Raw genomic sequence first — 24,040 nt, forward strand, 5'->3', positions numbered from 1 at the left:
GCCCGGACGTGGATCTCACCTACACGGACGCCGAGGAGGAGTTCCGGCGGCGGCTGCGGGAGTGGCTGGCCGGCGTGCTCCCCGGCCTGCCCCCGAAGCCCTCGCCCGACGACTGGCCCGCGCGCCGGGCGTACGACACCACCTGGCAGCGGATGCTGTACGACGCCGGGTACGCGGGCCTGCACTGGCCGAAGGACGCGGGCGGGCGGGGCGCGACCCCGACCCAGCACCTGATCTACCTGGAGGAGACGGAGAAGGCCGGCGCCCCCTACGTCGGGGCGAACTTCGTCGGACTGCTGCACGCCGGGCCGACCGTCGCCGCCGAGGGCACCGCCGAACAGCGGGCCCGCTGGCTGCCCCCGATGCTGCGCGGCGAGGAGGTCTGGTGCCAGGGGTTCAGCGAGCCGGACGCGGGCTCCGACCTGGCCGCCCTGCGCACCCGGGCCGTCCGCGACGGTGACGCCTACGTGGTCAGCGGAGCCAAGATCTGGACCTCGCACGCCGAGGTCGCCGACTGGTGCGAACTGCTGGTGCGTACCGACCCGGACGCGCCGAAACACCAGGGGATCAGCTGGCTCGCGATGCCGATGGACGCCCCCGGCGTCACGGTCCGGCCGCTGCGGACGCTCGCCGGGTCCACGGAGTTCGCCGAGATGTTCCTCGACGAGGTCCGGGTGCCGGTACGCAACCGGGTCGGGGCCGAGAACGACGGCTGGCGGGTCACCATGGTCACCCTCTCCTTCGAACGCGGTACGGCCTTCGTCGGCGAGGTCGTCGCCTGTCGTCGCACCCTGGACGCGCTCGCCGACGAGGCCCGGCGCAACGGGCGGTGGGACGACGCGGTGCTGCGCCGGCGGCTGGGACGGCTCAACGCCGAGTTCCTGGCCCTGTGGCGGCTCACCCAGTGGAACGTCGCCGAGTCGCAACGTACCGGCGGGGTCCCCGGCACCGGTGGGTCGGTCTTCAAGCTGCGCTACTCCGGCGCCCGCCAGGAGCTGTACGAGGCGGCGGCGGAAGTGCTGGGGGCCGACGCGTTCGACGCCGACCGGGAATGGGTCCTGGACCGGCTCTCGTCCCTCTCGTACACGATCGCCGCGGGCACCTCCCAGATCCAGCGGGACATCGTCGCCGAGCGCATCCTCGGCCTGCCGAAGGGGCGCTGAGGCCACCGTGGACTTCCAGCTCTCGGACGACCAGCGGGCCCTGCGGTCCGGTATGCGCGACCTGCTCGACGCGGTGTTCGACCGGGACCGGCTGCGGGCGGCGGTGGAGCGGGGCGGGACCCTGGACCGCCTCCTCTGGCGGGAGCTGGGCGCGGCCGGCTTCTTCGCGCTCCGGCTGCCGGAGGAGGCGGGCGGGGTGGGCCTCGGGCTGCCCGAGGCGGTGCTGCTCTTCGAGGAGGCGGGCCGGGCGCTGCTGCCGGGCCCCCTGGTCGCCACCCACCTCGCGGCGGGCCTGGTGCAGGGGGCCGCCGAGGGCGAGGCGGTGGTGACGGCCGTGGACGGGGAGCTGCCGGTGGCCCACCTGGCGGAGGCGGACGCGGTGCTGGTGGGCGCCGACGCCCTCGTCGGGGAGCCGCTGCGCGCCTTCGTCGCCGACGCCCGGCCCGTACGGTCGATGGACCCGCTCACACCGTTGCACCGGACGGCGGCGACGGGAGCGGTGGGTGCGTCGGCGGGGGCAGGGGCGGTGGGTGCGAGGGCGGTGGGTGCGCCGGCGGTTACGGAGCGCACTACGGCGCACGCGGAGCGGATCCGCTGCGAAGGGGCGCTGCTCATCGCCGCCGAGCAGCTCGGCAGCGCCGCCCGGACCACCGAGACGGCCGTTCAACACGCCGGGGAGCGCCAGCAGTTCGGATCGCCCATCGGGTCGTTCCAGGCGGTCAAACATCTCTGCGCCGACATGCTCGCCCGCACCGAACCGGCCCGCGCCGCCGTGTACGCGGCGGCCGTGACCGGCGACCCGGTGGAGATCGCGGCGGCCAAACTGCTCGCCGACGAGGCGGCCGTACGCAACGCGCGCGACTGCCTCCAGATCCACGGCGGGATGGGCTTCACCTGGGAGGCAGATGTTCACCTCCACCTGAAACGGGCCTGGCTCCGGTCCGCGGCCCGGCTCGGCGGCGCCGGGGCCCAGGAGCTCCTGGCCGCCGCTCTGGGCGCCGCGGGGCCGCGTCCCGGCAGTTCGGCGGGGCCCGCCGGAGTGGGCCGGGAAGCAGCGGGCGGAGGGTGACGCGGCGCAGCCGGACGATGCCGATACCGGCTTGTGTCCTCTGTGTGATTGGTCACCGGGCGGAGTCGGTGTCCGGCTCGGGTACGCTCCGTGGCATGCGAGTGGTTCTGGAACCGGGCGATCCGGGGGCGGCCTGTGCGGCGGCCCCGGTCCGGGGCGAGGGCTCTCGCCGGAGATGTGCCGGGCCTGCCCGAAGAGCGTTTCTCGCGGTCTCTGCGCGCTCCTGTTCGACTCCCCGCAGCGTGCGTCGCGCAGTATGCACCACGCCTACTCCTTCGCGCTGGAATATGCCCGAAGCGCTTGTTGCGGTGACTGTACGTCAACCATGCTTTCGCGTAAGGGAATCACGGTCCGTGACCCTGAGGAGGCGCGAGGCGATGTGTCCGCCGGTTCGGATGGTGTGAGCGGTGCAGGTGCTTCAGGTTCAGCTGGAGGTCGGTCCGGATCCCGCGGAGGTGGGGCGGGCCCGTAGGTGGGCGCGGTCGCGTCTGGTCGGTTCCGGGATAGGGGATGACGAGCCGCTCGCCGAGACGCTCATCCTGCTGATCTCGGAGCTGGTCACCAACGCCGTCGTCCACACGGGCTGCCCCGCTGTGCTGCGGATGCTCTTCGGCGGGGCCGGGGCGTCCGGCGCGGCCGGGACCGTCCGGGTCGAGGTCGCGGACGCCAGTGACCGCCCGCCGCTCCAGCGGCACGCGGAGGGCGACGACACGGGTGGCCGGGGCCTGGAGCTGGTGGACGGTCTCGCGGACCGCTGGGGCTGGCTGCCGGAGGGCGCCGGGAAGCAGATCTGGTGCGAGGTCGACCGGGGCGGCCCGGTGCGGCCGTCGGAGACGCCCTTGATCGTCGGCCAGGGCGGCGAGGTGCGCGAACCGCCTTCCTGCCTCTTCACCAACCTGGCCTGAGCCCGGCCTCTTCGCCTTTCCCGGCCCTTTCGCGGCCCTTTCCCGGGAACCGTTCACAGGATCGCCACCGGGGCCACCGGCGAGCCGGTGGCCCCGGCGAACGGCTCCGGCGACGCGGTGAGCAGGAAGGCATGCCGGCCCTCCTCCGCGCAGGCCTCGGACAGTGCCTCGAGGTTCCAGTTCTGGCCCTGCAGCATGCCCATCTCGACCAGGTGCAGCGCGTGCACCGGCATCCACAGGTCCTCGATCTCCGGCGGGAAGATCTCGAAGGTCAGGGTGTCGTTGGCGACCGCCGCGACATCCCGGGCGTGGAACCACTCGGGCGTGCGCACCGAAAGCCCGGGCGACGGATAGCCGTACGCCTGCCGGTCCCCGGCCAGCGCGAGGCGCACCTGCCCGGTCCGTACGAGCACGATGTCCCCGGCCCGTACGCGTACGCCCCCGAAGTCCTCCGCCGCGGCCAGGTCCTGGGGCGTCACGGCGTGATCGCCGGGCAGTCGGTCCACCCCCCGGGCGCGGGCCACGTCCAGCAGCACCCCGCGCGAGACGAGGTGCCGCACGGTGGCGATCGAGGAGAACCGGGCCCCGCCGTGGGCGGTGATCGTGTCCGCCGGGCGGCCGTTGTAGATCTTCCCGCTGTGCGAGACATGGGTGAGGGCGTCCCAGTGGGTCGAGGCCTGGAGCCCCATCGTGACGGCGTCGTCGCTGGTGGCGACCGTGCCGGGGCCGAAGATCTCCTGGTTGATCTGGACCATCGTGTGCAGCGGATTGATCCGGCCCGGGATGAGCCCGCTCTGTACCCCGTCCTGCTGGAGCGGCAGCGCGAGCGGTATCCGGCGGCCGGTGAGGACGGCTGCGACGGCTTCCCGCACGACGGCGCCGGTGATCAGGTTGAGCGTCCCGATCTCGTCGGCCCCGCCCCAGCGGCCCCAGTTGTTCACGCGCTTCGCGATCTCGTGGAACTCGGCCGGCAGGGACATGGGGACCTCCTGGGTCTTGTGCCGGAGCATCTGACTGCCCGTAAAATCTAACGGTCCGTCAGAAACCGCGGGAAGGGGCCGGGCATGGGGAACTTCTTGGCAGGCAGGGTGGTCGCCGTGACAGGGGCCGGCCGGGGCATCGGGAGGGCGGTCGCGCTCGCCGCGGCGGGGGAGGGGGCGCGGATCGTCGTCAACGACTACGGCGTCTCCGTCGAGGGCTCCGAACCGACCAGCGAGATCGCCCGGTCCGTCGTCAAGGAGATCGAGGCGGCGGGCGGCGAGGCGGTCGCGGTCGCCGACGACATCTCCACGATGGCGGGCGGGCAGCGGATCGTGGACACCGCGCTGGCGGAGTACGGCCGGCTCGACGGGGTGGTCTGCGTGGCCGGGATCCTCCGTGAGCGGATGCTGTTCAACATGTCCGAGGAGGAGTGGGACCCGGTCCTCGCCACCCACCTCAAGGGCACGTTCACGGTCTTCCGGGCCGCCTCGGCGGTGATGCGGAAGCAGGAGGGCGGGGGCACGCTGATCGGCTTCACCAGCGGTAACCACCAGGGCAGCGTCTCCCAGGCCAACTACAGCGCGGCGAAGGGCGGGATCATCTCGCTGGTGCGCAGCGCGGCGCTGGGCCTGCACAGGTACGGCGTCACGGCGAACGCGGTGGCGCCCGTCGCCCGGACCCGGATGTCGGCCGGGGTGCCGATGGAGCTGAAGGAGATCGGGGAGCCGGAGGACGTGGCGGCCCTGGTGGTCTACCTGCTCAGCGAGCGGGCGCGGGCGGAGCGGATCACCGGTCAGGTGTACACGATCGCGGGCCCGAAGATCGCGGTCTGGGCCCAGCCGAGGGAGCTGCGGGCGGCGTACGGGGAGGGGCCCTGGACCCCGGAACGGATCGCGGACTTCCTGCCCGGGACGGTGGGGGCGGACCCGATGCCGATGCTGGCGCGGCTGGAGGAGATGGCGGCGGCGGCGAGGTCGGGCGACCGGCCGAACGTATCCAGCCCCTCCCGCGATTGAGGAGCGGGGGAGGGGGCTGGGAGCAGGCCCCCGGGGCCGCCGCCCCGGACCCCGCTCCTCCATCGCCGGAGGGGCCTACTTCCTGGAGGCACATATGGACTTCCGTACCCGTGCACGCAGGTGGCTGGAGAGCCACCTCACCCCCGACCCCGACCCCCGCGCGTGGGAACGCGAACTGGGGAAGGCGGGGTGGATCGGGATCGGCTGGCCCGGCGAGGACGACGAGAGCTACGGCAACCGCCCCGCCACCCTCACCCAACAGGTCGTCTGGGCCGAGGAGTACGCCCGCTCCGGCGCCCCCGCCCGGATCGGCCACATCGGTGAGAACCTCCTCGCCCCGACCCTGATCACGTACGGCACCGAGGAGCAGAAGCAACGCCATCTGCCCCCCGTCGCCCGGGGCGAGACGCTGTGGTGCCAGGGGTACAGCGAACCGGGCGCGGGCTCCGACCTCGCCGGGGTGCGCACCGCCGCCGTGCCGGACGGGACCGGCGGGTACGCCGTGACCGGGCAGAAGATCTGGACCTCGCTCGCCCTGGACGCCGACTGGTGCTTCGTCCTCGCCCGCACCGACCCCGGATCCACCCGCCACCACGGGCTGTCGTTCCTGCTGGTGGAGATGGACCAGCCCGGCCGGATCGAGGTACGGCCGATCCGGCAGCTGACCGGGACCAGCGAGTTCAACGAGGTCTTCCTCGACGGGGCGCGGGCCGCCGAGGCCGTCGGGGGCGAGGGCAACGGCTGGCAGGTCGCCATGGGGCTCCTCGCCCTGGAGCGGGGGGTGTCCACCCTCGCCCAGCAGATCGGGTTCGCAAGGGAGTTGGACCGGGTCCTCGCCGCCGCCGTGGCGAGCGGGGCCGCCGAGGACCCGGTCATCAGGGCCCGGCTCGTCCGGCAGTGGGCGGAGCTGGACACCATGCGCCGACACGCCCTGCGCACCCTGGGTTCCACCGGCGACCCGGGCGCGCCCAGCGTGGCGAAGCTGCTGTGGGGCGGCTGGCACCAGCGGCTCGGGGAACTGGCCGTGCAGGTCGCGGGCGAGGCGGGGGCCGTCGGGCCCGAGCCCTGGTCGGAGCGGCGACCGTACGAACTCGACGACGCACAGCACCTGTTCCTCTTCAGCCGGGCCGACACCATCTACGGCGGCTCCGACGAGATCCAGCGGAACATCATCGCCGAGCGGGTGCTCGGCCTACCGAGGGAGCCGAGATGAGAGGCGTCGTCTTCGACGGCACAAGGACCGAGGTCGTGGACGACCTGGAGATACGGGACCCCGGCCCCGGGGAGGTGCTGGTGGCGGTCGCCGCCGCCGGACTCTGCCACAGCGATCTGTCGGTGATCGACGGCACGATCCCCTTCCCGGTCCCCGTCGTGCTCGGCCACGAGGGTGCGGGCGTCGTCGAGGCGGTCGGACCCGGCGTCGGCCACGTACGGCCCGGTGACCATGTCGCGCTCTCCACCCTCGCCAACTGCGGGGCCTGCGCCCAGTGCGACCGGGGGAGGCCGACCATGTGCCGCAAGGCCATCGGGCGGCCGGGGCGACCGTTCTCGCGGGGCGGGAAGCCGCTGTTCCAGTTCGCCTCCAACTCCGCTTTCGCGGAACGTACGGTGGTGCGGGCCGTCCAGGCGGTGAAGATCCCGGACGGCCTGCCCCTCACCTCGGCCGCCCTGATCGGCTGCGGGGTCCTGACCGGCGTCGGGGCCGTCCTCAACCGGGCGAAGGTCGACCGGGGCGACACCGTCGTGGTCATCGGCACCGGCGGCATCGGCCTCAACGTGCTCCAGGGGGCCCGGCTGGCCGGCGCGCTCACCGTCGTCGCCGTCGACAGCAACCCGGCGAAGGAGGCGGTGGCCCGGCAGTTCGGCGCCACGCACTTCCTGACGAGCGCGGAGGGCGTGCGCGACATCCTGCCCGACGGGGCCGACCACGCCTTCGAGTGCGTCGGCCGCACCGAGCTGATCCGCCAGGCGATCGACCTCCTCGACCGGCACGGGCAGGCCGTGCTGCTGGGCGTGCCGGCGGCGAGCGCCGAGGCGTCGTTCCTGGTCTCCTCGATGTACCTGGACAAGTCGATCCTCGGCTGCCGTTACGGCTCCTCGCGGCCGCAGCGCGACATCGCCCTGTACGCGGACCTCTACCGGGAGGGCCGGCTGCTGCTGGACGAACTGGTCACCGAGACGTACCCGGTGGAGGACTTCGCCAAGGCGGCCGACGACGCGCACCACGGGCGGGTGGCCCGGGGGGTCCTGGTCTTCTGATCCACCGGTTCAGCGTCCCCGGGCCCCGGCGGCGGTCTTCAGCACCCCCGGGCCTCGGCGGCGGTCTTCAGCTCGCCGAGCCACGCCTCGAGACCCTGCTTGAGGATTCCGGTCGCGTAGGGGACGTTCGCCTCGACCTGCTCCCCGGTGTGGGTCTCCTCGGTGCGGACGAGGACGCCGCCCGCGACCTGGGTGAAGGTCCAGACGTGTACGCCGTCGATGTGCAGGCCCTCGCCGGTCGCCGGGCCGGTCCAGCGGATGCAGGAGCCGCGCTTCGACTGCTCGACGGTGGAGGTGATGTCCAGGCTGGTGGCGGGCGTCGCCGGGTTCGGCGGGATCGGGGTCGTCCACCGGAACGCCGAACCCGGGCGGAAGGGCCCGTGGTCGAGGCGGTCGATGCTCGTGACGTGGGTCTGCCAGTCGGGCCAGCGCTCCACGTCGGTCTGGAGCTTCCAGACGGTGCTCAGCGGGGCGTCGATCACGGTCTCGGTCCGGGCGCGGACCTCGGCTCCGGAGTCGACGCCCTCGCCCCGGCAGGTGAGGGGCTTCGCGGGGCGCGGCGTCGCCCCGGCGGGCACGGCGGCGGCGCCGAGGACGCCGGCCACGATCAGCGGGACGGTGAACAGGGCGGCGACGGTACGGGCACGGGTCATGGCGGGACTCCCTGGAGCTAGAAGGTTCTGCGTTCGTTAGAAGTTGTAACGCATGATCGGGTGAGTGGTCAACCATCTTCGTGATACCTTCTAACGAAACTTTGAGCTGGTAGCTCCGACGTCGGGGCCGAGGTCGGAGCCGAGGTCGGGGAAGGTGGTGGCGGATATGGCGGAGACGGGCGCGAAAGCCGGTGCGAAGGCCGACGCGGCGACCCCGCGTGCGCGCTATCGCGCCCAGGTGCGCACGGAGATCAAGGACCACGCGTGGAAGCAGATCGCCGAGGCGGGCGCCTCCGCGCTCTCCCTCAACGCGATCGCCAAGCAGATGGGCGTGAGCGGGCCCGCGCTCTACCGTTACTTCGCCGGCCGTGACGAGCTGATCACCGAGCTGATCCGGGACGCGTACCGGAGCCTCGCCGACGCCGTCCACGCGGCGGCCGTCACCGGCGCCGGCCCGGCCGGACTCGCGCACGTCCTGCGGGACTGGGCCCTGGCCGACCCCCACCGGTACTTCCTCATCTACGGCACCCCCGTCCCCGGCTACCACGCGCCCGAGGAGATCACCGGCATCTCCTCGGAGATCATGGCCGATCTGCTGACCGCCTGTGCGGTCCTCGAACCGGACGCGCCCGCCACCGCGTTCGCCGCCCACCTGGCCGACCGCCGCGGCTGGGCCGGAGACCACCCGGCTCCGCCCGTCGCGCTCCACCGGGCCCTCACCCTCTGGACCCGGCTGCACGGGGTGCTGTCCCTGGAGCTGGCCGGTCACTTCTCCGGCATGGCCTTCGACCCCGCCCTGCTCTACGAGGCCGAAATCGAAGGCCTGCAGGCGTCCCGGCGCTGAGGCAGTAGGGGCACGAGGGGCGGGAGAGGCGCGAGAGGTGGTTGAGGTGCGAGGGCCTCAGGGCGCGGTGTCCGCCTAGGATCGGAACGTACGCCGGTAGGCCGTCGGCGGCACGCCCAGCGCCGCCTGGAGGCGCTGGCGCAGCGAGGTCGCCGTGCCGAAGCCCGCGTCCCGGGCCACCTGGTCGATGGGCAGGTCCGTCGACTCCAGCAGCTGCCGGGCCCGCTCCACCCGCTGCTGGGTGAGCCACTGGCCGGGGCTGATCCCGACCTCCTCGCGGAAGCGGCGCGTGAACGTCCGTACGCTCATCGCCTCCCGCTCCGCCATGTCCCGCAGCAGGATCGGCCGGTCGAGCCGGGTCAGCGCCCAGGTCCGGGCGCCGGTCGTGGTCGCGAACTGCGGCTCGAGGACGGGGCGGTGGATGTACTGGGCCTGTCCGCCGTCCCGGTGCGGGGGCACGACCGTGCGGCGGGCGATCTCGTTCGCGACGGCCGTCCCGTGGTCGCGCCGCACCAGGTGCAGGCAGAGGTCGATCCCGGCGGCGACCCCGGCGGAGGTGAGGACGTCGCCGTCGTCGGTGAACAGGACGTCCGGGTCGACGCGGACCTGCGGAAAGGTCCGCTGGAAGTGGTCGGCCGATGACCAGTGGGTGGTGGCGGGGCGGCCGTCGAGATACCCGGCCGCCGCCAGGACGTAACCGCCGGTGCAGATGGAGACCATCCGGGTGCCGGGCCGGACCAGGGCGAGCGCGGCGGCCAGCTCCTCGGTCAGCCGGCCCTCCTCGAAGACCGGGCCCAGCCCGTAGGAGGCGGGGACCACCACCGTGTCGGCGGTGGCGAGCGCCTCCGGACCGTGCTCCACGAGGATCGAGAAGTCCGCGTCGGTCCGGACCGGGCCCGGCGGGCGGACCGAGCAGGTCACCACGTCGTACAGTTTTCCGCCCCTGCCGCCCGTCTCCGCGCCGAGGGTGCGGCCGAAGATCCGCTGCGGGATGCCCAGTTCGAAGGGGAGCAGCCCGTCGAGGGCCAGAACGACGACGCGGTGCGGCACGGCGGTCTCCTCGAAGATCACAGGAAATTCCCGTAGTGGTATAGACCACGAGCTGGTACAGGTTAGCGACGTGATGGAGAAGCCGACAGGGCGCGCGCCCGTTCCCGACGCCGCGTGCGACACCCGAACAACCCCGAACCCGCTCCCGACGCTGCCCCCGCTCGATCCCGGTGGACCGGGCGGCCCCGCCGGAACGGGCCTGGGAGTCGGGTCCTCCTTCGGTTCCGCGCCCGGTCCCGCGGGGCTCTGGAACCGTAACTTCCGCTACTTCTTCGTGGCCCGCACGGTCGCGCTCTTCGGCGACGGCATGATCCCGGTGGCCCTGACCGCCGGGCTGCTGGGCGCGGGGCGGCCCGCCTCCTCGGTCGGCTTCGCGCTCGCCGCGTGGATGGGGCCGCTGGCGGTGTTCGTCCTGTTCGGCGGGGTGCTCGCCGACCGGTTCACGCCGCGCCGCATGATGATCATCGCCGACGCGCTGCGCCTGATCGGCGCCTCCGTGCTGGCCGTGACCTTCGCGACCGGCAACCCGCCCCTGTGGGCGGTCTACGTCCTCAGCTCGGTGGCCGGCGTCGGCGCGGCGCTCTTCCAGCCCGGGGTCGCCTCGACCGTGCCGCGTGTCTCCACCGACGTCCAGCGCGCCAACGCCGTCCTGCGGGTCGCCGAGGCCCTGATGACCATGGCCGGGCCCGCCTTCGCCGGGGTGCTCGTCGGCCTCGCCAGCGCCGGGGCCGTCTACGCGGCGAACGCGGCGACCTTCGCGGTCTCCGGCGCCTGCCTCTTCCTGATGCGGCTGGCCCCGGCCCCGCACGACGACGCGGTACGCGGCACGTTCGCCGCCGAACTGGTCGGTGGGTGGCGGGAGTTCCGGGCCCGTTCCTGGCTGTGGGGGGTGATCGCGGTCTGGACGGTGTACGGCTTCGCGGTCCTCGGCCCGATGCTCCCGCTGACCGCCGTCCTGGTCACCGAGGCGCACGGCTCGGGGGCATACGGGATGCTGATGGCGGTGAACGGGGCGGGCAGCGTCGTCGGCGGCCTCCTCGCTCTGCGGCTGCGCCCGTCGCACCCGCTGGCGGCCGGGGCGGTGGCGCTGCCGCTGGTGGCGGTGAGCCTGCTGGTGCTGGCGCTCGGGATGCCGGTACCGGTGCTGGCGGCTGGGCAGTTGCTGGCCGGCGGGTCGGCCGCGTTCTGGCTGGTGATGTGGTCCACGACGGTCCAGACACACGTCCCGCCGGAGGCCCTGAACAGGCTGCACGCCTACGATGTGGCGGGCTCGCTCCTGATGGTCGCGGCGGGCCGCGCCCTGGCGGGCCCGGTGGCCGAGGCGGTCGGGGCGCCGGAGCTGCTGGTGGCGGCGGCCGTGATCAACATGGGGGTGGTGGCGGTGCTGTTGGTGGCCCGGCCGATCCGGCGGCTCAAGCGGATCGGGCTCGTATGAGGCTCCGGGCCCGGCCCTCCGACCCCACCAGTGACCCCGCCGGCGACCCTGCGGTGCGCGCGCTTACGGTCCGTCCGTTTATGGTCCGTGCGGTCGCGGCGGGGGCGGCCGTCGTCACCGTCGCCGCGGGCCTCGCCGTGCGCGCCGGCGCGGACGGCGCCTTCGCCAAGTACGCGGGGAGCGCGCTCTACACGGTGCTGCTCTGCGCCCTCGTCGCCTTCTGCGCGCCCCGCGCGCGGCCGGCCGTGGTGGCCTCCACGGCGCTCGGCCTGAGCTGGGCGGTGGAGTTCGCGCAGCTCACCGGCGTACCGGCGGAGCTGTCGGCGCACAGCACGGTGGCCCGGCTGGTGCTCGGCTCGACCTTCAACGCACCGGACCTGCTCGGGTACGCGGTGGGCGCGGCCTGCGCGTGGGCCGTGCGCCGGGCGTCCGGACAGCGCCGCTGACCGCCCGGCGCACTCCCTGTCGTGGGCCCGCCCCGGCTCACTTCTTGGCGCGGGCCCGCTCCTCGCTCGCCTGCGCCTCCAGTACCTCGAAGACATGAGCGCTGATGCGCCGTCGGGAGGTGCCGCTGACGATGAGCGCCGCGCCCGCCGCGGTCGTGGGCACGGACAGGGCCAGGATGCCGACCAGGTCGGGCCACTCGCGCTGCCCGGCACAGACGGAACCGTTGCTGTGCGAACCGCCGCTCTCCAGGGGGGAACCGCATTCCACGTCGCGGATGTGGGACGGGACGGTGTACGGGACCAGCAACAGCCAGCCGAGCCGGAGCAGCAGCCCGGCCGCCACGACGGACAGCGCCACTCCCCAGGCCACGCGGGCGCCGGCTCGACGGTCGAATTCCTGACGGACGGCCCAGTGCATGACGCTCCTCGTGCTCGGTTCTCGCCGACGGGTTCTCGCCGACGGTTCTCGCGTTCGCGTACGGGCTGAGATCGTACGCAGCGCTCGGGCGGGGCCCCGGTCGGGGCGGTGAGCGGTCGAGGGGGGTCCGGATGGCGGGACAGGGCACAGGCGTGGCCCGATCCCTGCGAAACAGGTCTTCCGGGCCACTCGTCCGCACCCGTTCGGCCCCGGATGCTGGATGACAGCGCGATCGTCCTCGGCTGGGTGCCGGCCTCGCGCCAGGTGGGCGCGGCGGTGGTGGCGTTCCTCGGCGGGGTCGCGCGGGACGTGTTCGGCGGCTACTGCGTGGTCCGGTACGCGGCGGGGGCGCTGTGTGCGATGGGCGGCCCCGATGTCCTTGGTGATCCGCAGCGCCCGGACCGGCGGGCCCTAACGGTCGAGCCGGCCGAACCGGCCGAACGCCCCCCGGTGGAACAGCAGCGGTTCCCCCTCGTCCGCCGCCCCCAGCGCCTCCACCCGGCCGACCACGATGAGGTGGTCGCCGCCGGTGTGGACGGCGTGGACGCGGCAGTCGATCCAGGCGGGCACGGAGTCCAGCAGCGGAGACCCGGTCGCCGGGGCGTCCGAGTGGGCCACCCCCGCGAACTTGTCGGCGCCGCTCACCGCGAACCCCCGGCAGAGCGCGCCCTGTCCGGCCCCCAGGATGTTCACGCAGAACGCCCCGGCGCGGGCGATGCGCGGCCAGGTCGTCGACGTACGGGCGACCATGAAGGACACCAGCGGCGGGTCCAGCGAGAGCGACGCGAACGACTGGCAGGCGAAGCCCGCCGGCCCGTCCGCGTCGCGGGCGGTGACCACGGTCACGCCGCTGGCGAAGTGCCCCAGCACGCGCCGGAATTCGGCCGGAGCGATGAGCAGCCGCTCATCGTCCCGGACGGCCCTCAGATCAGGCCGGGGCAGCGCCTCGGGCGATGTCCCGGCGGCAGGCGCCCCGGGTGCGGCTGTCGTGGCGGCGCCGACGGACCTGAGGTACCGGACGGCGGTGGCGGCCATGCCTGCGTGTCCCATCACACCGTCCATTAGAGCTGACGGTGCGTCAGATGTGAACCCGTGCGGACGCTCGGGCCGGGCGGGGCCGGGTGGGGCCGGCTGTCAGGCTCCGGAGTGCCGGGCGTAATGGCGCTGCGCCTTCGCGCGGTTGCCGCAGCCCGCCATGGAGCACCAGCGGCGCGTGCCGTTCTTGGACACGTCGTGGAAGTACAGGACGCAGGCGTCGTTCGCGCAGGGGCGGATGCGGTCGGGCCGGTCCACCGTCAGCCGCAGCCAGTTCTCCGCCGCGTACCAGGCGGGAAGCCAGGACGGCTCGTCCACCTCCAGCGTGGACTCCGGCATTCCGTCGGGCCCCAGGGTGCGGCGGATCCGCCCGTGGGAGAGGACCTCGTTCAGCCGGGCGGCGTCCTCGGGGGTGACCGGATCGCGGCGGACGGCCGTGCCGGCCAGGGCGTCGAGCGCCGTACGGGCGACGAGCAGCCGGTCCAGCGTCGCGCGGTCGGCGGTGGCGCCGGGGCCGAGGTTCTCGCGTACCGGAGGGCTGTCGAGCCAGACGGCGAGGCCGGACACCGAGTCCAGCAGATCGTGCGGCCCGCCCCCGTCGATCCAGCGGGTGTTGAGCAGGTCGATGGAGAGCGGCTCGCCGGTCAGCGGTCGGGGGTCGGCCCCGGGGGGCTGTGTCACGGCTGGGCTCCTTCCGTGTGTGGCGAGGGTGTCCTGGCCCATCGATCGTAACCGGCCAAACGAAGATCACCGGTTGGCTCTCCACCCGCCGCTTCGACCCGCCGCTTCCACCCGCCGCTTCGACCCGCCGCTTCGACCCGCCGGTGGCCGGCGGATCCCCACGACCGGGCCCCCTCAGCGACCCCGGTACTCCGGCGACCGGCGCTCGACGAAGGACGCCACGCCCTCATGGGCGTCGCGCGTGGTCATGTTGATCTCCTGGGCGGCGGCCTCCGCCGCGAAGGCCGCCGCCCGGTCGCCGTCCAGCGAGGCGTTCACCAGCTGCTTGGTCAGGGCGAGGGCCCGGGTGGGGCCCACCGCCAGCCGGCCCGCCCACTCCTTGGCCAGGGCTTCCAACTCCCCGCCCGGTACGGTGCGGTTGACCAGGCCGATCCGCTCGGCGTCCGCCGCCGTCAGCGCGTCCCCGAAGAACATCAGCTCCTTGGCGCGCCGTGCGCCCACCAGCCGGGGCAGCAGATACGCGCCGCCGCCGTCCGGGACGAGCCCCCGGCGTACGAAGACCTCGATGAACGTCGCCGTGTCGGCCGCCAGGACCAGATCGCACGCGAACGCCAGATGCGCGCCGATCCCGGCCGCCGTCCCGTTGACGGCGGCTATCACCGGCTTCTCGCAGTCCAGCACGGCGGCGATCAGCCGCTGCGCACCGAGTCGGATCGTCCGGGCGACGTCCCCGGGGACCCGTTCGTGTGCCGGGGCCGGGGCGCCGCGCAGGTCGGCGCCCGCGCAGAAGCCGCGGCCGGTGGCGGTGAGCACGACGGCCCGTACGGCGGGGTCGGCGGAGGCCTCGGCCAGCAGGGCGATGATCCGCTCCCGCTGCTCCCAGGTGACGGCGTTCATGGCCCCGGGCCGGTTGAGGGTGATCCACGAGACGCCGCCGTCGAGGGCGTGCAGGACGGTCGCGTCCTGGGGGGCGGCCTCCGCCGCCTTGCCGCTCACCGGCACACCGCCAGTGCGTCCAGGGCCACCGCACCCTGCCCGCGGCCCAGCACCACCAGCGGGTTGACGTCCAGCTCGGTCAGGTCCTCGCCCAGCTCCAGGGCCATGCGCTGCACCCGCAGCACCACTTCGACGAGGGCGTCCACATCGACGGGGGGCCCGCCGCGCACCCCCTCCAACAGGGCCCGGCCGCGCAGTTCGCCGAGCATGTCCCGGGCGTCCCGCTCGCCGAACGGCGGCACCCGGACCGCCGTGTCGTGCAGCACCTCCACCAGGACCCCGCCGAGCCCCACCGTGACGGTCGGGCCGAAGACCGCGTCGTGGGTCACCCCGACCATCATCTCGACGCCCCGGTCGATCATCTGGCAGACCAGGATGCCGTCCAGGTCCACGGACTCGTACCGGGCGATGCCGGTCAGCTCACGGTAGGCGTCGCGGACCTGGCTGGCCGAGGTGAGGCCGACCTTCACCAGGCCCAGCTCCGTCTTGTGGGCGAGCCGGGGCCCGGAGGCCTTCATCACCACCGGATAGCCGACCGGACCCGCCGCCCGGACCGCCGCCGCCGCGCTGGTCACCAACTGCTCGCGCGGCACCCGGATCCCGTACGCGCGCAGCAGCTGCTTCGCCGCGTGCTCGCTGAGCTGCTGTCCCGGCCGCAGCAGGCCCCGCGCCTTGCGGAAGGAGGGTGACGGGGTGCGCGGGGCGTCCTCGAAGGGGGAGCGGTAGCGGTCGGTGAAGCGGTGGTGGTCCAGGTAGGCCTTCACGGCGGTGACGCAGTTACGGGACGTACGGAAGGTGGCGAGCCGGGAGGAGCCGAGCAGGGTGGTGCGGTAGGCGTCCTCGGTGCCGACGGGGGAGCCCCAGACCACGCAGACGAGCTTGTCGGTGGCCTCCGCCGCGTCCGCCAGATCCTGGGCCAGCCGGTCGCTCATCGGGGGGAAGGGGCCGGTGATCGGGCAGATCAGCACCCCGACCGACGGGTCCGCGAGGATCGCGTCGATGATCTTCCGGCCGCGCCGGTCGCCGACCGGGTGGCCGCCGTTGTCGATGGGGTTGGCGACGTTCAGGTAGTCGGGTATCCAGGTGTGCAGCTCATCCTGCTTGGCGGCGGAGAGGGCGGGCAGCGAGAGGCCCGCCGCCGTCGCCAGGTCCGCGAAGTGGGCGCCGGTGCCGCCGGAGATCGAGTACACCGCGACCCCCTCGGCCTTCGGTGGCCGGGCGCGGGCCAGCAGGGCGGCGGTGTCCTGGAGTTCGTCCAGGCCTTCCACCCGGATCACCCCGAACTGCCGCATCGCCGCGTCCACCACCTGGTCCGCCCCGGTCAGCTTTCCGGTGTGCGAGGCGGCGGTCCTGGCCCCGGCCTCCGTGCGGCCCACCTTCACGGCGACGACGGGGACCTTGGCGCGGGCGGCCCGGTCGGCGGCGAGCAGGAAGGAGCGGCCGTCCTTGAGCCCCTCGACGTAACAGGCGATGGCTCCGACCTCGGGGAGCTGGGCGAAGTACGCGAGGAAGTCGGCGGTCTCCAGATCGGCCTCGTTGCCCGTGGGGGCCCAGTGCGAGAGCCGGATGCCCAGTTCCTGGAGGGCGTGGAGCGGGCGGCCCTGGTGCCCGGACTGGGTGATCAGGGCGATGGCGGGGCCTTCCAGGTCCTCCCGGAACCTCTCGAAGGCGTTCAGGTTGGTGTTCGGCCCGAGCAGGCGCAGCCCGGAGCGCTCCACGGCCTTTGCCAGCCGTGCCTGTGCCTGTGCGCCCGCCTCCCCGGTCTCGGCGAACCCGGAGGCGAAGGCGACGGCGAAGGGCACCTTGGCCTCGCCCAGCTCCTCGATCACCGGGAGCGGGTCCGCGACCAGCAGGACCGCGAGGTCGACCGGTTCGGGCGCCTCGGCGACCGAGGGGAAGCAGTCCCGGCCGAACACGGTCCGCCGGGTCGGGTGCACCGGGTGCAGCCGGGCCCCGACCCGGTCGGCCCAGGCGATGAGCTGCCGGGTGATGCCGGTGTTGGGGCGGCCCTCGGCGTCCGAGGCGCCGACGACGGCCACGGACCGGGGCCGGAAGAAGCGGTCCAGGTCGGGCGCGGTCAGGTGCAGCGGTCGCCCGCTGACGTCGAGGCCGCCCCGGGCCGAGGCCGTCGGAAGGCTGACGACGGCGGCGTGCGGTTCCTCGCCGCAGGCCACCACCCGGGCACGGAAGTCGGTGGTGAGGGTGCCGTGAGTCGATCCAAGCATCGTTCCGCCCACTCCTGCTCGATGGCCCGCCGGTGGACCGGCGGGGCCGGCCGGTTAGTTGACACTCTGTCAGGTTACTTAACTGACGCTCCGTCAGGAATGGGCGTGCAGGCAAAGGCTCGTGCGATCCCCGGCCGGCCGTGCGGGCGGAGCCACCCGTGGTCACGGAGAGGCATTCCGTGGCGTAAGGTGGTGTTCACCGACGCGGGGTGGAGCAGCTCGGTAGCTCGCTGGGCTCATAACCCAGAGGTCGCAGGTTCAAATCCTGTCCCCGCTACTGAAGAACACGACCGAGGCCCGGATCCCCTGTGGATCCGGGCCTCGCTCGTGTTCCGCCGGCGGAACGTCGGCGTGCCGCCTCCGCCGGACGCTCGAACATTCCTTCCGGACGCTGAACCATGGGCGGGGGCCGCCCCGCCGGGCGAGGCTGGTGCCATGACTCAGACAGATACGACCTCCGCGCAGGAACCCGTACTCGTGATCGGCGGCACCGGCAAGACCGGCCGCCGGGTGGTGGCCCGGCTCCGTGAGCTGGGAGTGGAGACCCGGGCGGCCTCGCGGTCCGGCGACACCCCGTTCGACTGGACGGACCCCACCACCTGGGCGGCCGCCCTGGACGGGGCCGCCGCCGTCTACATCACCCCGCTCGACACCTCGCCCTCCCCGACGCCGGCCTTCGTCGAACAGGCCGTCGCGAGCGGGGTGCGGCGCCTCGTGCTGCTCTCGGCCCGGGGCGCGGACGAGCCCGGCTTCTTCGGCCCCGGTTACGAGGACGGCGGATCGCACGCCGACGGCGAGCGGGCGGTACGCGCCTCCGGGGTGACCTGGACGATCCTGCGGCCCGGCTGGTTCGCCCAGAACTTCAGCGAGGGCGTCTTCCTCGACGCCGTGAGCGCCGGCGAACTGGCGCTGCCCGTCGGGGACGGGAGGGCCGCCTTCGTCGACGCGGACGACATCGCGGCGGTGGCCGTCGCCGCGCTCACCGAGGACGGCCACGCCGGTGAGGCGTACGGACTCTCGGGCCCCCGCGCGCTCGGCATCGACGACGTCCTGGAAGAGATCGCGAAGGCGACCGGGAAGCGTGCCGCGTACGTCCCCGTCGACACGTCCACCTTCCGGGCCGGACTCGTCTCCCAGGGCCTCTCGGAGGGGGACGCCGGCCTCTGGACCGACGCGCTGTACCCGATCACCACGAGCGGGGAAGCGCCCGTCCTGGACGGGGTGCGCCGGGCGCTCGGCCGGGAGCCGCGCGACTTCGCCGACTTCGCCCGGGACGCGGCGGCCCGGGGCGTCTGGGGCTGAGGGACCGGTCGCGGGCGCGGCTCAGGGGAGGGCGCGGGTGCGGAGAAGGGCGCGGCTGCGGAGAAGGGCGCGCCGACGCGATCGGCGCGCCGTAGCCGGAGCGGCGGAACGTGACGACGGCCGCCCGCCACCTCACCCCGCCGGGGCGGCCGTCTCCACCGGGCCGTCGGTGGCCACCGCGCGCCGGAACGCGGTCGGGCTCTCGCCGCGCAGCCGCTTGAACGCCGCGCTGAAACCGAACGCGTCCGCGTAGCCGACCCGCCGGGCCACGGCCGCCACCGTCAGCTCCGGGCGGGTCAGCAGGTCGGCCGCGAGCGTCATCCGCCATTCGGTCAGATAGGCGACCGGGCCCTCCCCGACCAGCTCGGTGAACCGCTTCGCCAAGGTCGTCCGGGAGACCCCCGCCCGGACCGCCAGCTCCGCCGTCGTCCAGGGGTGCGCCGGGTCCCCGTGCATCGCCTGCAGGGCCGGGCCCGCCACCTGGTCGCCGAGCGCCCCGTACCACCCCGGCGGATCCGCCTCGGGCCGGTCGAACCAGTCGCGCAGCGTGCACACCAGCAACCAGTCCAGCAGCCGGTCGAGCACGATCTGTTCGCCCGGCCGCCCGCCGCTGATCTGCCCCTCCAGGTAGTCGCGTATCGGTGTGCAGTCCTGCTCGTCGGGGACCACGAGGGCGGGCGGAAGCGCCTGAAGGAGCCGTTGGGGCACCTGCGCCCGCACGTCGTAGGTGGCGGCCAACAGCACGGTGGGGAACCCGGATCCAGGTCCGGCGTCCGGCACGGGCACGGTGTCCTGGGCACCGCGCGCGCCGATCTCGCGCACGCCGCCGGCCCGGCCCGGCCCCGTGACATCGGCCGGGTCGTCGGTGAAGACGAACGGGGCCGGGCCACGGACGATCGCCGCCTCGCCGACCTTCACCCGCAGCGGCTCGCCGTCCTCCGGCACGATCCACCCGCCGCCCCGCATCGGCAGACACAGGGTCAGATACGCCCCGTCGGTGAACCGGACCGACCACGGCGCGCGCAGCACCGAACGGCCGAACACCGCGCCACTGCCCCGCACGCCCCGCAACAACTCGTCGAACACGTCCATGACGTAACTGTAGGCAGAGTCGCCCCCCACCCCGGACGCTCACCTATGCACGGCGGACGGACGCCCATGGGCCCGGCGGGGGCCGCCGCGATGGACTGGACCCATGACGACGAAGAGCACGCACCGCGTTCCGTCCGGGATCCTCGTCCTCGGGGCCACCGGCAAGACCGGCCGCCGGGTCGTGGCCCGGCTGCGCACGACCGGAACCACCACGGTCCGCCCCGCCTCCCGCTCCGGCGAGGTCCGGTTCGACTGGACCCTGCCCGACACCTGGGAGCCCGCACTCGCCGGGGCCGAGGCCCTCTACCTGATCGCCCCCGACGACCCGTCCCCTGTGAAGGAGTTCGTGACCCGCGCCGAGGCCTCCGGGGTCCGCCGCTTCGTGGTCCTGTCCGGCCACGGCATCGAGCACGCGGGAGAGGGCTTCGGCCGGGGCATGGCGGCGGCGGAGGACGCGGTCCGGGGGTCCGGGGCCGAGTGGACCCTCCTGCGCCCCAGCAACTTCTTCCAGAACTTCGACGAGGACCTGTGGCGGGCCCCGCTCCGCGAGGGGCGCATCGGCCTGCCGATCGGGGACGTCCCCGAACCCTTCGTCGACGCCGACGACGTGGCGGCGGTCGCGGTGGCCGTCCTCACCGAGGACGGCCACGCGGGCCGCACATACGAACTGACCGGCCCCCGCGCCCTCACCTTCGCCGGAGCCGCGGAGACCATCGCCCGCGCGACCGGCCGCCCCATCCGCTACGAGGAGCTGAGCCCTGGGGCGTACCGCGCCGAACTCCTCGCCCAGGGATGGCCGGAGGCCGCCGCCGACTCCCTGGGCGCGCTGTTCGCCCTGCACCGCGCGGGTCACACGGCCGGGGTGACCGACGGCGTCCGCCAGGTGCTGGGCCGGGAGGCGGCGGACCTGGAACCGTGGGCGCGGCGCATCGCGGCCACGGGGGTCTGGGCGTAGGGCCTCCCGTGGGGATCAGGCCGGGCCGGGCTTCTGGGAGAGTTGCCCCACCTGGTAGCCGCCGGCCGGCTGCTGGAGGATGACGTTCAGCCGGTTGAAGGTGTTGATCAGCGCGATCAGGGAGACCAGGGCGAGGAGCTGCTCCTCGTCGTAGTGCTCGGCGGCGTTCGCCCAGACGTCGTCCGGGACCCCGCCGGCCGCGTCCGCGATGCGGGTGCCCTGTTCGGTCAGCTCCAGCGCGGCGCGCTCGGCGTCGGTGAAGACGGTGGCCTCCCGCCAGGCGGCGATCAGGTGCAGACGCGGCGAGGTCTCCCCGGCCGCGGCGGCTTCCTTGGTGTGCATGTCCAGGCAGCCCCCGCAGCCGTTGATCTGGCTCGCGCGGATCTTCACCAGCTCCTGCGTCACCGCGGGCAGCGCCGTGTCCTCGACGACCCTGCCCGCCGCTACCAGGTGCTTCACGAGCTTGCCCGTGACCGGGCTGGCGAAGGCGTTGAGTCGGGCGTTCATGGTGTGCTCCCTCTGCTGTCGTCCGTGGTCGTGCACACCGGACGGAACAGGCTCCCGAGGATGTGACATCCAGGGGAGGGGAGTGACGGGCGTCACCCGAAGGGGCGGAGCGGGAGGCCGCTCACGGCCGGGGCACGAGGTCCAGCTCCGCCTGTGCGGCCTCGGCGTGGGCGGGGTGGCCCGACGCACGGCTCCTGGCCCGTGCCCGGTTCAGGTGGCGCCTGGCGGCGTCCCCGTCGCCGCGGAGCCGTGCCGCGTGTCCCAGGCCGATCTCGGCACGGATCTCGCCCGCGCTGTAGGCACGCTCGGCCGACACGGACAGCGCGCGCCCGTACAGTTCCGTCGCCCGCCCGGTGCTGCCGTCCGCCAGGGCGGTCCTGCCGAGCCAGGTCAGTGCCTCGACGACCTCGGTCCACAGACCGAGTTCCTCGGCCATCAGGAGGCCTTCCCGGTGCAGCCGTTCCGCCGTCACGCGGTCACCCTCGCGTTCCGCCGCGAGCGCCAGGGCCCGGGTGGCCCGCAGCAGGCCCCAGCGGTCGCCGGTCTCCAGGAACAGCGCGGCACCCAGTTCCGCGGACGCGGCCCGGTCCGGGGCGTCCGGGGCGTGGCTCGCGAGCTCGACCAGTGCCGCGGCCTCGCCCCAGTGGTCCCGGGCGGCACGTGCGCCGGCCAGACCCGCCTCCACCAGCCGCCGCCCCTCACGGTGGTGGCCGCCGCCGGTCAGCCCGGTGCCGACGAACCACTGCAACCGGGCCCTCAGCACCGGATCCCCGACACCGGCGGTGGGGTCCTCGCCCGCCGGGGCCGCTGCCGCACCGGCTCCCGGGGCGCGCAGCTCGATACCGGCCAGCCAGACCCGCGCCGCCGCGCGCGCGGCCGGGGCGGCCCCGCCCCCGGCGGCCAGCGCCGTCCGGAGCGACCTGCGGGCCTCGGTGAGCCGGCCGCGCAGGAACCAGTACCACGCCTGCGCGTTCACCAGCCGTAGCGCGTATCCGTCGGCGTCGTGGGCGACCGCGAGATCCAGGGCGCGGCGCAGGTTGACGGTCTCCGCGTCGAGGCGCTCCAGGCAGCCCCGCTGGTCCGGGCCGCGCAGCCGCTCGCTCTCCCGCTCGGCCAGCTCCGTGCAGTGGCGTACGAACCGGGTCTGTACGGCGGTCTCCTCGCCCGCCTCCACCAGTCGTCCGACGCAGTAGGCGGCCACGGATTCGAGCAGCCGGAACCGGTCTCCCGCACGGACCACCAGCGAGCGGTCCACCAGCCGGGACAACAGGTCGGGGACCTGCTCGGCGCCCAGGCCGGTGTCGGCGCAGACCGCCTGGGCGGACGCCATGACACAGCCGTCCGCGTGCACGACCAGGCGTCGCAGCACGGTGCGCTCGTCCTCGGTCAGCAGCTGCCAGCTCCAGTCGAGCATGCCCCGCAGCGTCCGCTGGCGATCCGGGAGTCCGCGTACCCGGACGTCGGGCCGGGCGAACCGGTCGTCCAGGCGGGCGGCCAGCTCGCGCGGGCTCAGCGTCCGCAGCCGGGACGCCACGAGTTCCAGGGCGAGCGGAATACCGTCGAGGCGACGGCAGATGGTGGCGACGGCCTCCGCGTTGTCCGCGTCGAGGACGAAGCCGGGTGCCGCCGCCGCGGCCCGTTCCACGAACAGTTCGACGGCGCCCGCCCGGGCGACCGCCTGCGGACCGGTGTCTTCCGGCAGCGTCAGCGGCGGTACCGGAAACACCACCTCGCCGGGGAGGTCGAGAGGTTCCTGGCTGGTGAGCAGGAGGTGCGCCGCGGGCACGGCCGACAGCACGGCGCCCGCGAGCACGGCGACCGGCTCGACGAGGTGCTCGCAGTTGTCCAGCAGGATCAGCAACCGCTTGTCCGCCACTGCCCGGCACAGCCAGCCCACCAGGTCGTCCAGGTCCGGTTCCGTCGCCGCCGTGTCGCACAACCCCAGCGTCGTGATGACCCGTTCGGCGATGTCGTCCGGGGCCGAGGTGGCGCCCAGGCCCGCCAGTTCGACCAGCCAGACCCCGTCGGCGAACCGCCCGGCCGCCTCACGCGCCGCGGCGACCGCCAGCCGTGTCTTGCCCACTCCGCCGAGTCCGGTGAGGGTGACGAGACGGGTGCTCCCGCCGGGGTCGAGCCGGGCCAGCAACCGCTCGGCCGCCTCGCGCCGGCCGATCAACGGAGTCAGCGGGGTGGGCAGGTTGGTACGCGACGACCGCGATCCGACCGCGGGGGTGGCCAGCCGCGTCTCCTGGCGCAGGATGGCCCCGTGCAGCGCGGCGGCCTCCGGACCGGGTGACGCCCCCAGCTCCTCTGCGAGGCGCCGCCGCAGGTCCTGGAAACTCCGCAGGGCGTCGCCCTGCCGCCCGGCCCGGTACAGGGCGCGCATATGGGTCATGCGCAGTCGCTCGCGCAGCGGATGGCGCCCCACCAGCGTCCCCAGCTCCGCCGCCAGCGCCCTGTGCTCACCCCGTGCCAGCCGCGCTTCCGCGTGGTCCTCGACGACGTTGAGGCGCAGCTCCTCCAGCCGGGCGGCCTCGCCGCGGGCGAACAGGGACTCGGCGACATCGGCGTAGGCCGGACCCCGCCACAACGCGAGCGCCTCGGCGAACAGGTCCGCCCGCACGGCCGGTTCCCGATGGGCGCGGGCACGCTCGGCCAGCTCCTGGAACTCGAGGGCGTCGACCATGCCGTCCGCGAGCAGCAGCCGGTAGCCGGCGGGCTCGCGGACCACCTGCTCCCGGCCCAGTACCCGGCGCAGCTGGGAGACCTTGGTCTGGAGCGTGTTGGCCGACCCGCCCGGCGGGCCACCCGGCCACAGGTCATCGATCAGGCGGTCCGCCGGCACCGGTCCGCCGCCGTGGACGAGCAGATCCGCCAGCAGGGCACGCACCTTCACCTCGGGGACCCCGACCGGCCGCTCATCGGCGTCCCAGACGGCCAGCGGGCCGAGCACCCCGTAACGCATGGCCGGAGTCTAGGGCCTGTCGTCACGCTCCCGCCCGCCGGGC

At 74.1% G+C, this 24,040-nt stretch carries 22 protein-coding genes, 1 tRNA gene and 1 pseudogene; 13 read left to right on the forward strand and 11 right to left on the reverse strand.

The annotated features are described in order from the left end of the window. The first annotated feature begins 8 nt into the window (after positions 1-8). From ACZ60Q_RS18700 to ACZ60Q_RS18710, 3 genes are all read left to right on the forward strand, one after another. Entirely contained in the window at positions 9-1,163 is a 1,155-nt protein-coding gene (locus ACZ60Q_RS18700; RefSeq protein WP_469635430.1) for an acyl-CoA dehydrogenase family protein, read from the forward strand. Positions 1,164-1,170: 7 nt separating this feature from the next. Further along, positions 1,171-2,232, forward strand: coding sequence for an acyl-CoA dehydrogenase family protein (locus tag ACZ60Q_RS18705; RefSeq protein ID WP_469635433.1), 1,062 nt, complete (start codon positions 1,171-1,173; stop codon positions 2,230-2,232). Between the two features lie 407 nt (positions 2,233-2,639). Continuing rightward, the gene (locus ACZ60Q_RS18710) at positions 2,640-3,137 is read left to right on the forward strand and encodes an ATP-binding protein (protein WP_469635435.1); all 498 of its coding nucleotides are present in this window, start codon (positions 2,640-2,642) and stop codon (positions 3,135-3,137) included. A 53-nt stretch (positions 3,138-3,190) separates the two neighbouring features. Here the strand turns inward: ACZ60Q_RS18710 and ACZ60Q_RS18715 are convergent, their stop codons facing one another. Next, positions 3,191-4,117 carry a cyclase family protein gene (locus ACZ60Q_RS18715; RefSeq protein ID WP_469635438.1) on the reverse strand — a complete coding sequence of 309 codons (927 nt, stop codon included), beginning with the start codon at positions 4,115-4,117 and terminating at the stop codon, positions 3,191-3,193. An 84-nt stretch (positions 4,118-4,201) separates the two neighbouring features. On the opposite strand from ACZ60Q_RS18715, the gene ACZ60Q_RS18720 reads away from it, so the two are divergent. From ACZ60Q_RS18720 to ACZ60Q_RS18730, 3 genes are all read left to right on the forward strand, one after another. Further along, the gene (locus ACZ60Q_RS18720) at positions 4,202-5,134 is read left to right on the forward strand and encodes an SDR family oxidoreductase (RefSeq protein ID WP_469635440.1); all 933 of its coding nucleotides are present in this window, start codon (positions 4,202-4,204) and stop codon (positions 5,132-5,134) included. A 94-nt stretch (positions 5,135-5,228) separates the two neighbouring features. Beyond that, a complete protein-coding gene (locus tag ACZ60Q_RS18725) occupies positions 5,229-6,347 on the forward strand; it encodes an acyl-CoA dehydrogenase family protein (protein WP_469635443.1) in 1,119 nt (372 codons plus the stop codon). Next, complete coding sequence (locus ACZ60Q_RS18730) at positions 6,344-7,393, forward strand: Zn-dependent alcohol dehydrogenase (RefSeq protein ID WP_469635446.1); 1,050 nt, start codon at positions 6,344-6,346, stop codon at positions 7,391-7,393. Before ACZ60Q_RS18725 ends, ACZ60Q_RS18730 begins: the two co-directional genes overlap by 4 nt. Before the next feature lie 38 nt (positions 7,394-7,431). Here ACZ60Q_RS18730 and ACZ60Q_RS18735 read toward each other — a convergent pair whose 3' ends face one another. Next, a complete protein-coding gene (locus ACZ60Q_RS18735; RefSeq protein ID WP_469635448.1) occupies positions 7,432-8,046 on the reverse strand; it encodes an SRPBCC family protein in 615 nt (204 codons plus the stop codon). 166 nt (positions 8,047-8,212) lie between these two features. On the opposite strand from ACZ60Q_RS18735, the gene ACZ60Q_RS18740 reads away from it, so the two are divergent. Continuing rightward, a complete protein-coding gene (locus tag ACZ60Q_RS18740; protein WP_469635450.1) occupies positions 8,213-8,890 on the forward strand; it encodes a TetR/AcrR family transcriptional regulator in 678 nt (225 codons plus the stop codon). A gap of 75 nt (positions 8,891-8,965) precedes the next feature. On the opposite strand, the gene ACZ60Q_RS18745 is transcribed toward ACZ60Q_RS18740, so the two are convergent. Beyond that, on the reverse strand, positions 8,966-9,940 hold the full coding sequence (locus ACZ60Q_RS18745) for a GlxA family transcriptional regulator (RefSeq protein ID WP_469635929.1): 975 nt from the start codon (positions 9,938-9,940) through the stop codon (positions 8,966-8,968). Between the two features lie 73 nt (positions 9,941-10,013). Here ACZ60Q_RS18745 and ACZ60Q_RS18750 point away from each other — a divergent pair, with 73 nt between their 5' ends. Both ACZ60Q_RS18750 and ACZ60Q_RS18755 read left to right on the forward strand, forming a co-directional pair. Next, positions 10,014-11,375, forward strand: coding sequence for an MFS transporter (locus ACZ60Q_RS18750; protein ID WP_469635453.1), 1,362 nt, complete (start codon positions 10,014-10,016; stop codon positions 11,373-11,375). 80 nt (positions 11,376-11,455) lie between these two features. Continuing rightward, positions 11,456-11,821, forward strand: coding sequence for a ribosomal maturation YjgA family protein (locus ACZ60Q_RS18755; RefSeq protein WP_469635455.1), 366 nt, complete (start codon positions 11,456-11,458; stop codon positions 11,819-11,821). 37 nt (positions 11,822-11,858) lie between these two features. Here the strand turns inward: ACZ60Q_RS18755 and ACZ60Q_RS18760 are convergent, their stop codons facing one another. Next, on the reverse strand, positions 11,859-12,239 hold the full coding sequence (locus ACZ60Q_RS18760) for a hypothetical protein (protein ID WP_469635457.1): 381 nt from the start codon (positions 12,237-12,239) through the stop codon (positions 11,859-11,861). 219 nt (positions 12,240-12,458) lie between these two features. On the opposite strand from ACZ60Q_RS18760, the pseudogene ACZ60Q_RS18765 reads away from it, so the two are divergent. Further along, positions 12,459-12,654, forward strand: a pseudogene (locus tag ACZ60Q_RS18765) (MFS transporter); the annotation flags it as partial. On the opposite strand, the gene ACZ60Q_RS18770 reads toward ACZ60Q_RS18765, so the two are convergent. From ACZ60Q_RS18770 to ACZ60Q_RS18785, 4 genes are all read right to left on the reverse strand, one after another. Continuing rightward, positions 12,651-13,274 (reverse strand): flavin reductase family protein, encoded by a 624-nt coding sequence (locus tag ACZ60Q_RS18770; protein WP_469635932.1) that lies wholly within the window; start codon positions 13,272-13,274, stop codon positions 12,651-12,653. The pseudogene ACZ60Q_RS18765 and the gene ACZ60Q_RS18770 sit on opposite strands and share 4 nt — an antisense overlap. Positions 13,275-13,373: 99 nt before the next feature. Continuing rightward, on the reverse strand, positions 13,374-13,955 hold the full coding sequence (locus ACZ60Q_RS18775) for a CGNR zinc finger domain-containing protein (RefSeq protein ID WP_469635460.1): 582 nt from the start codon (positions 13,953-13,955) through the stop codon (positions 13,374-13,376). Positions 13,956-14,129: 174 nt separating this feature from the next. Continuing rightward, positions 14,130-14,957 carry an enoyl-CoA hydratase/isomerase family protein gene (locus ACZ60Q_RS18780; protein ID WP_469635462.1) on the reverse strand — a complete coding sequence of 276 codons (828 nt, stop codon included), beginning with the start codon at positions 14,955-14,957 and terminating at the stop codon, positions 14,130-14,132. Continuing rightward, entirely contained in the window at positions 14,948-17,176 is a 2,229-nt protein-coding gene (locus ACZ60Q_RS18785) for an acetate--CoA ligase family protein (protein WP_469635464.1), read from the reverse strand. Before ACZ60Q_RS18785 ends, ACZ60Q_RS18780 begins: the two co-directional genes overlap by 10 nt. A 203-nt stretch (positions 17,177-17,379) precedes the next feature. On the opposite strand from ACZ60Q_RS18785, the gene ACZ60Q_RS18790 reads away from it, so the two are divergent. Together ACZ60Q_RS18790 and ACZ60Q_RS18795 are read left to right on the forward strand one after the other, a co-directional pair. After that, positions 17,380-17,453 (forward strand) — tRNA-Met (locus ACZ60Q_RS18790). Between the two features lie 158 nt (positions 17,454-17,611). Further along, positions 17,612-18,478 carry an NAD(P)H-binding protein gene (locus tag ACZ60Q_RS18795; RefSeq protein WP_469635467.1) on the forward strand — a complete coding sequence of 289 codons (867 nt, stop codon included), beginning with the start codon at positions 17,612-17,614 and terminating at the stop codon, positions 18,476-18,478. 132 nt (positions 18,479-18,610) lie between these two features. Here ACZ60Q_RS18795 and ACZ60Q_RS18800 read toward each other — a convergent pair whose 3' ends face one another. Beyond that, a complete protein-coding gene (locus tag ACZ60Q_RS18800; protein WP_469635470.1) occupies positions 18,611-19,570 on the reverse strand; it encodes an AraC family transcriptional regulator in 960 nt (319 codons plus the stop codon). 103 nt (positions 19,571-19,673) lie between these two features. Here ACZ60Q_RS18800 and ACZ60Q_RS18805 point away from each other — a divergent pair, with 103 nt between their 5' ends. After that, entirely contained in the window at positions 19,674-20,525 is an 852-nt protein-coding gene (locus ACZ60Q_RS18805; RefSeq protein WP_469635472.1) for an NAD(P)H-binding protein, read from the forward strand. A gap of 15 nt (positions 20,526-20,540) precedes the next feature. Here ACZ60Q_RS18805 and ACZ60Q_RS18810 read toward each other — a convergent pair whose 3' ends face one another. Next, a complete protein-coding gene (locus tag ACZ60Q_RS18810; protein WP_469635475.1) occupies positions 20,541-21,032 on the reverse strand; it encodes a carboxymuconolactone decarboxylase family protein in 492 nt (163 codons plus the stop codon). Between the two features lie 121 nt (positions 21,033-21,153). Further along, positions 21,154-23,997: an AfsR/SARP family transcriptional regulator gene (locus ACZ60Q_RS18815; RefSeq protein WP_469635477.1), complete on the reverse strand. Its 2,844-nt coding sequence runs from the start codon at positions 23,995-23,997 to the stop codon at positions 21,154-21,156. Between the last annotated feature and the right edge of the window lie 43 nt (positions 23,998-24,040).

It is taken from the genome of Streptomyces sp. NPDC104313, from assembly GCF_055583985.1.

Bases quoted from the DNA above. Each gene is read 5' to 3' on its own strand.
- ACZ60Q_RS18810 (WP_469635475.1), bottom strand. From the start codon at position 21,032: ATGAACGCCCGACTCAACGCCTTCGCCAGCCCGGTCACGGGCAAGCTC.
- ACZ60Q_RS18740 (WP_469635450.1), top strand. From the start codon at position 8,213: ATGGCGGAGACGGGCGCGAAAGCCGGTGCGAAGGCCGACGCGGCGACC.
- ACZ60Q_RS18795 (WP_469635467.1), top strand. From the start codon at position 17,612: ATGACTCAGACAGATACGACCTCCGCGCAGGAACCCGTACTCGTGATC.
- ACZ60Q_RS18760 (WP_469635457.1), bottom strand. From the start codon at position 12,239: ATGCACTGGGCCGTCCGTCAGGAATTCGACCGTCGAGCCGGCGCCCGC.
- ACZ60Q_RS18785 (WP_469635464.1), bottom strand. From the start codon at position 17,176: ATGCTTGGATCGACTCACGGCACCCTCACCACCGACTTCCGTGCCCGG.
- ACZ60Q_RS18755 (WP_469635455.1), top strand. From the start codon at position 11,456: ATGGTCCGTGCGGTCGCGGCGGGGGCGGCCGTCGTCACCGTCGCCGCG.
- ACZ60Q_RS18725 (WP_469635443.1), top strand. From the start codon at position 5,229: ATGGACTTCCGTACCCGTGCACGCAGGTGGCTGGAGAGCCACCTCACC.
- ACZ60Q_RS18720 (WP_469635440.1), top strand. From the start codon at position 4,202: ATGGGGAACTTCTTGGCAGGCAGGGTGGTCGCCGTGACAGGGGCCGGC.
- ACZ60Q_RS18715 (WP_469635438.1), bottom strand. From the start codon at position 4,117: ATGTCCCTGCCGGCCGAGTTCCACGAGATCGCGAAGCGCGTGAACAAC.
- ACZ60Q_RS18815 (WP_469635477.1), bottom strand. From the start codon at position 23,997: ATGCGTTACGGGGTGCTCGGCCCGCTGGCCGTCTGGGACGCCGATGAG.
- ACZ60Q_RS18800 (WP_469635470.1), bottom strand. From the start codon at position 19,570: ATGGACGTGTTCGACGAGTTGTTGCGGGGCGTGCGGGGCAGTGGCGCG.
- ACZ60Q_RS18730 (WP_469635446.1), top strand. From the start codon at position 6,344: ATGAGAGGCGTCGTCTTCGACGGCACAAGGACCGAGGTCGTGGACGAC.
- ACZ60Q_RS18750 (WP_469635453.1), top strand. From the start codon at position 10,014: ATGGAGAAGCCGACAGGGCGCGCGCCCGTTCCCGACGCCGCGTGCGAC.
- ACZ60Q_RS18735 (WP_469635448.1), bottom strand. From the start codon at position 8,046: ATGACCCGTGCCCGTACCGTCGCCGCCCTGTTCACCGTCCCGCTGATC.
- ACZ60Q_RS18805 (WP_469635472.1), top strand. From the start codon at position 19,674: ATGACGACGAAGAGCACGCACCGCGTTCCGTCCGGGATCCTCGTCCTC.
- ACZ60Q_RS18770 (WP_469635932.1), bottom strand. From the start codon at position 13,274: ATGGCCGCCACCGCCGTCCGGTACCTCAGGTCCGTCGGCGCCGCCACG.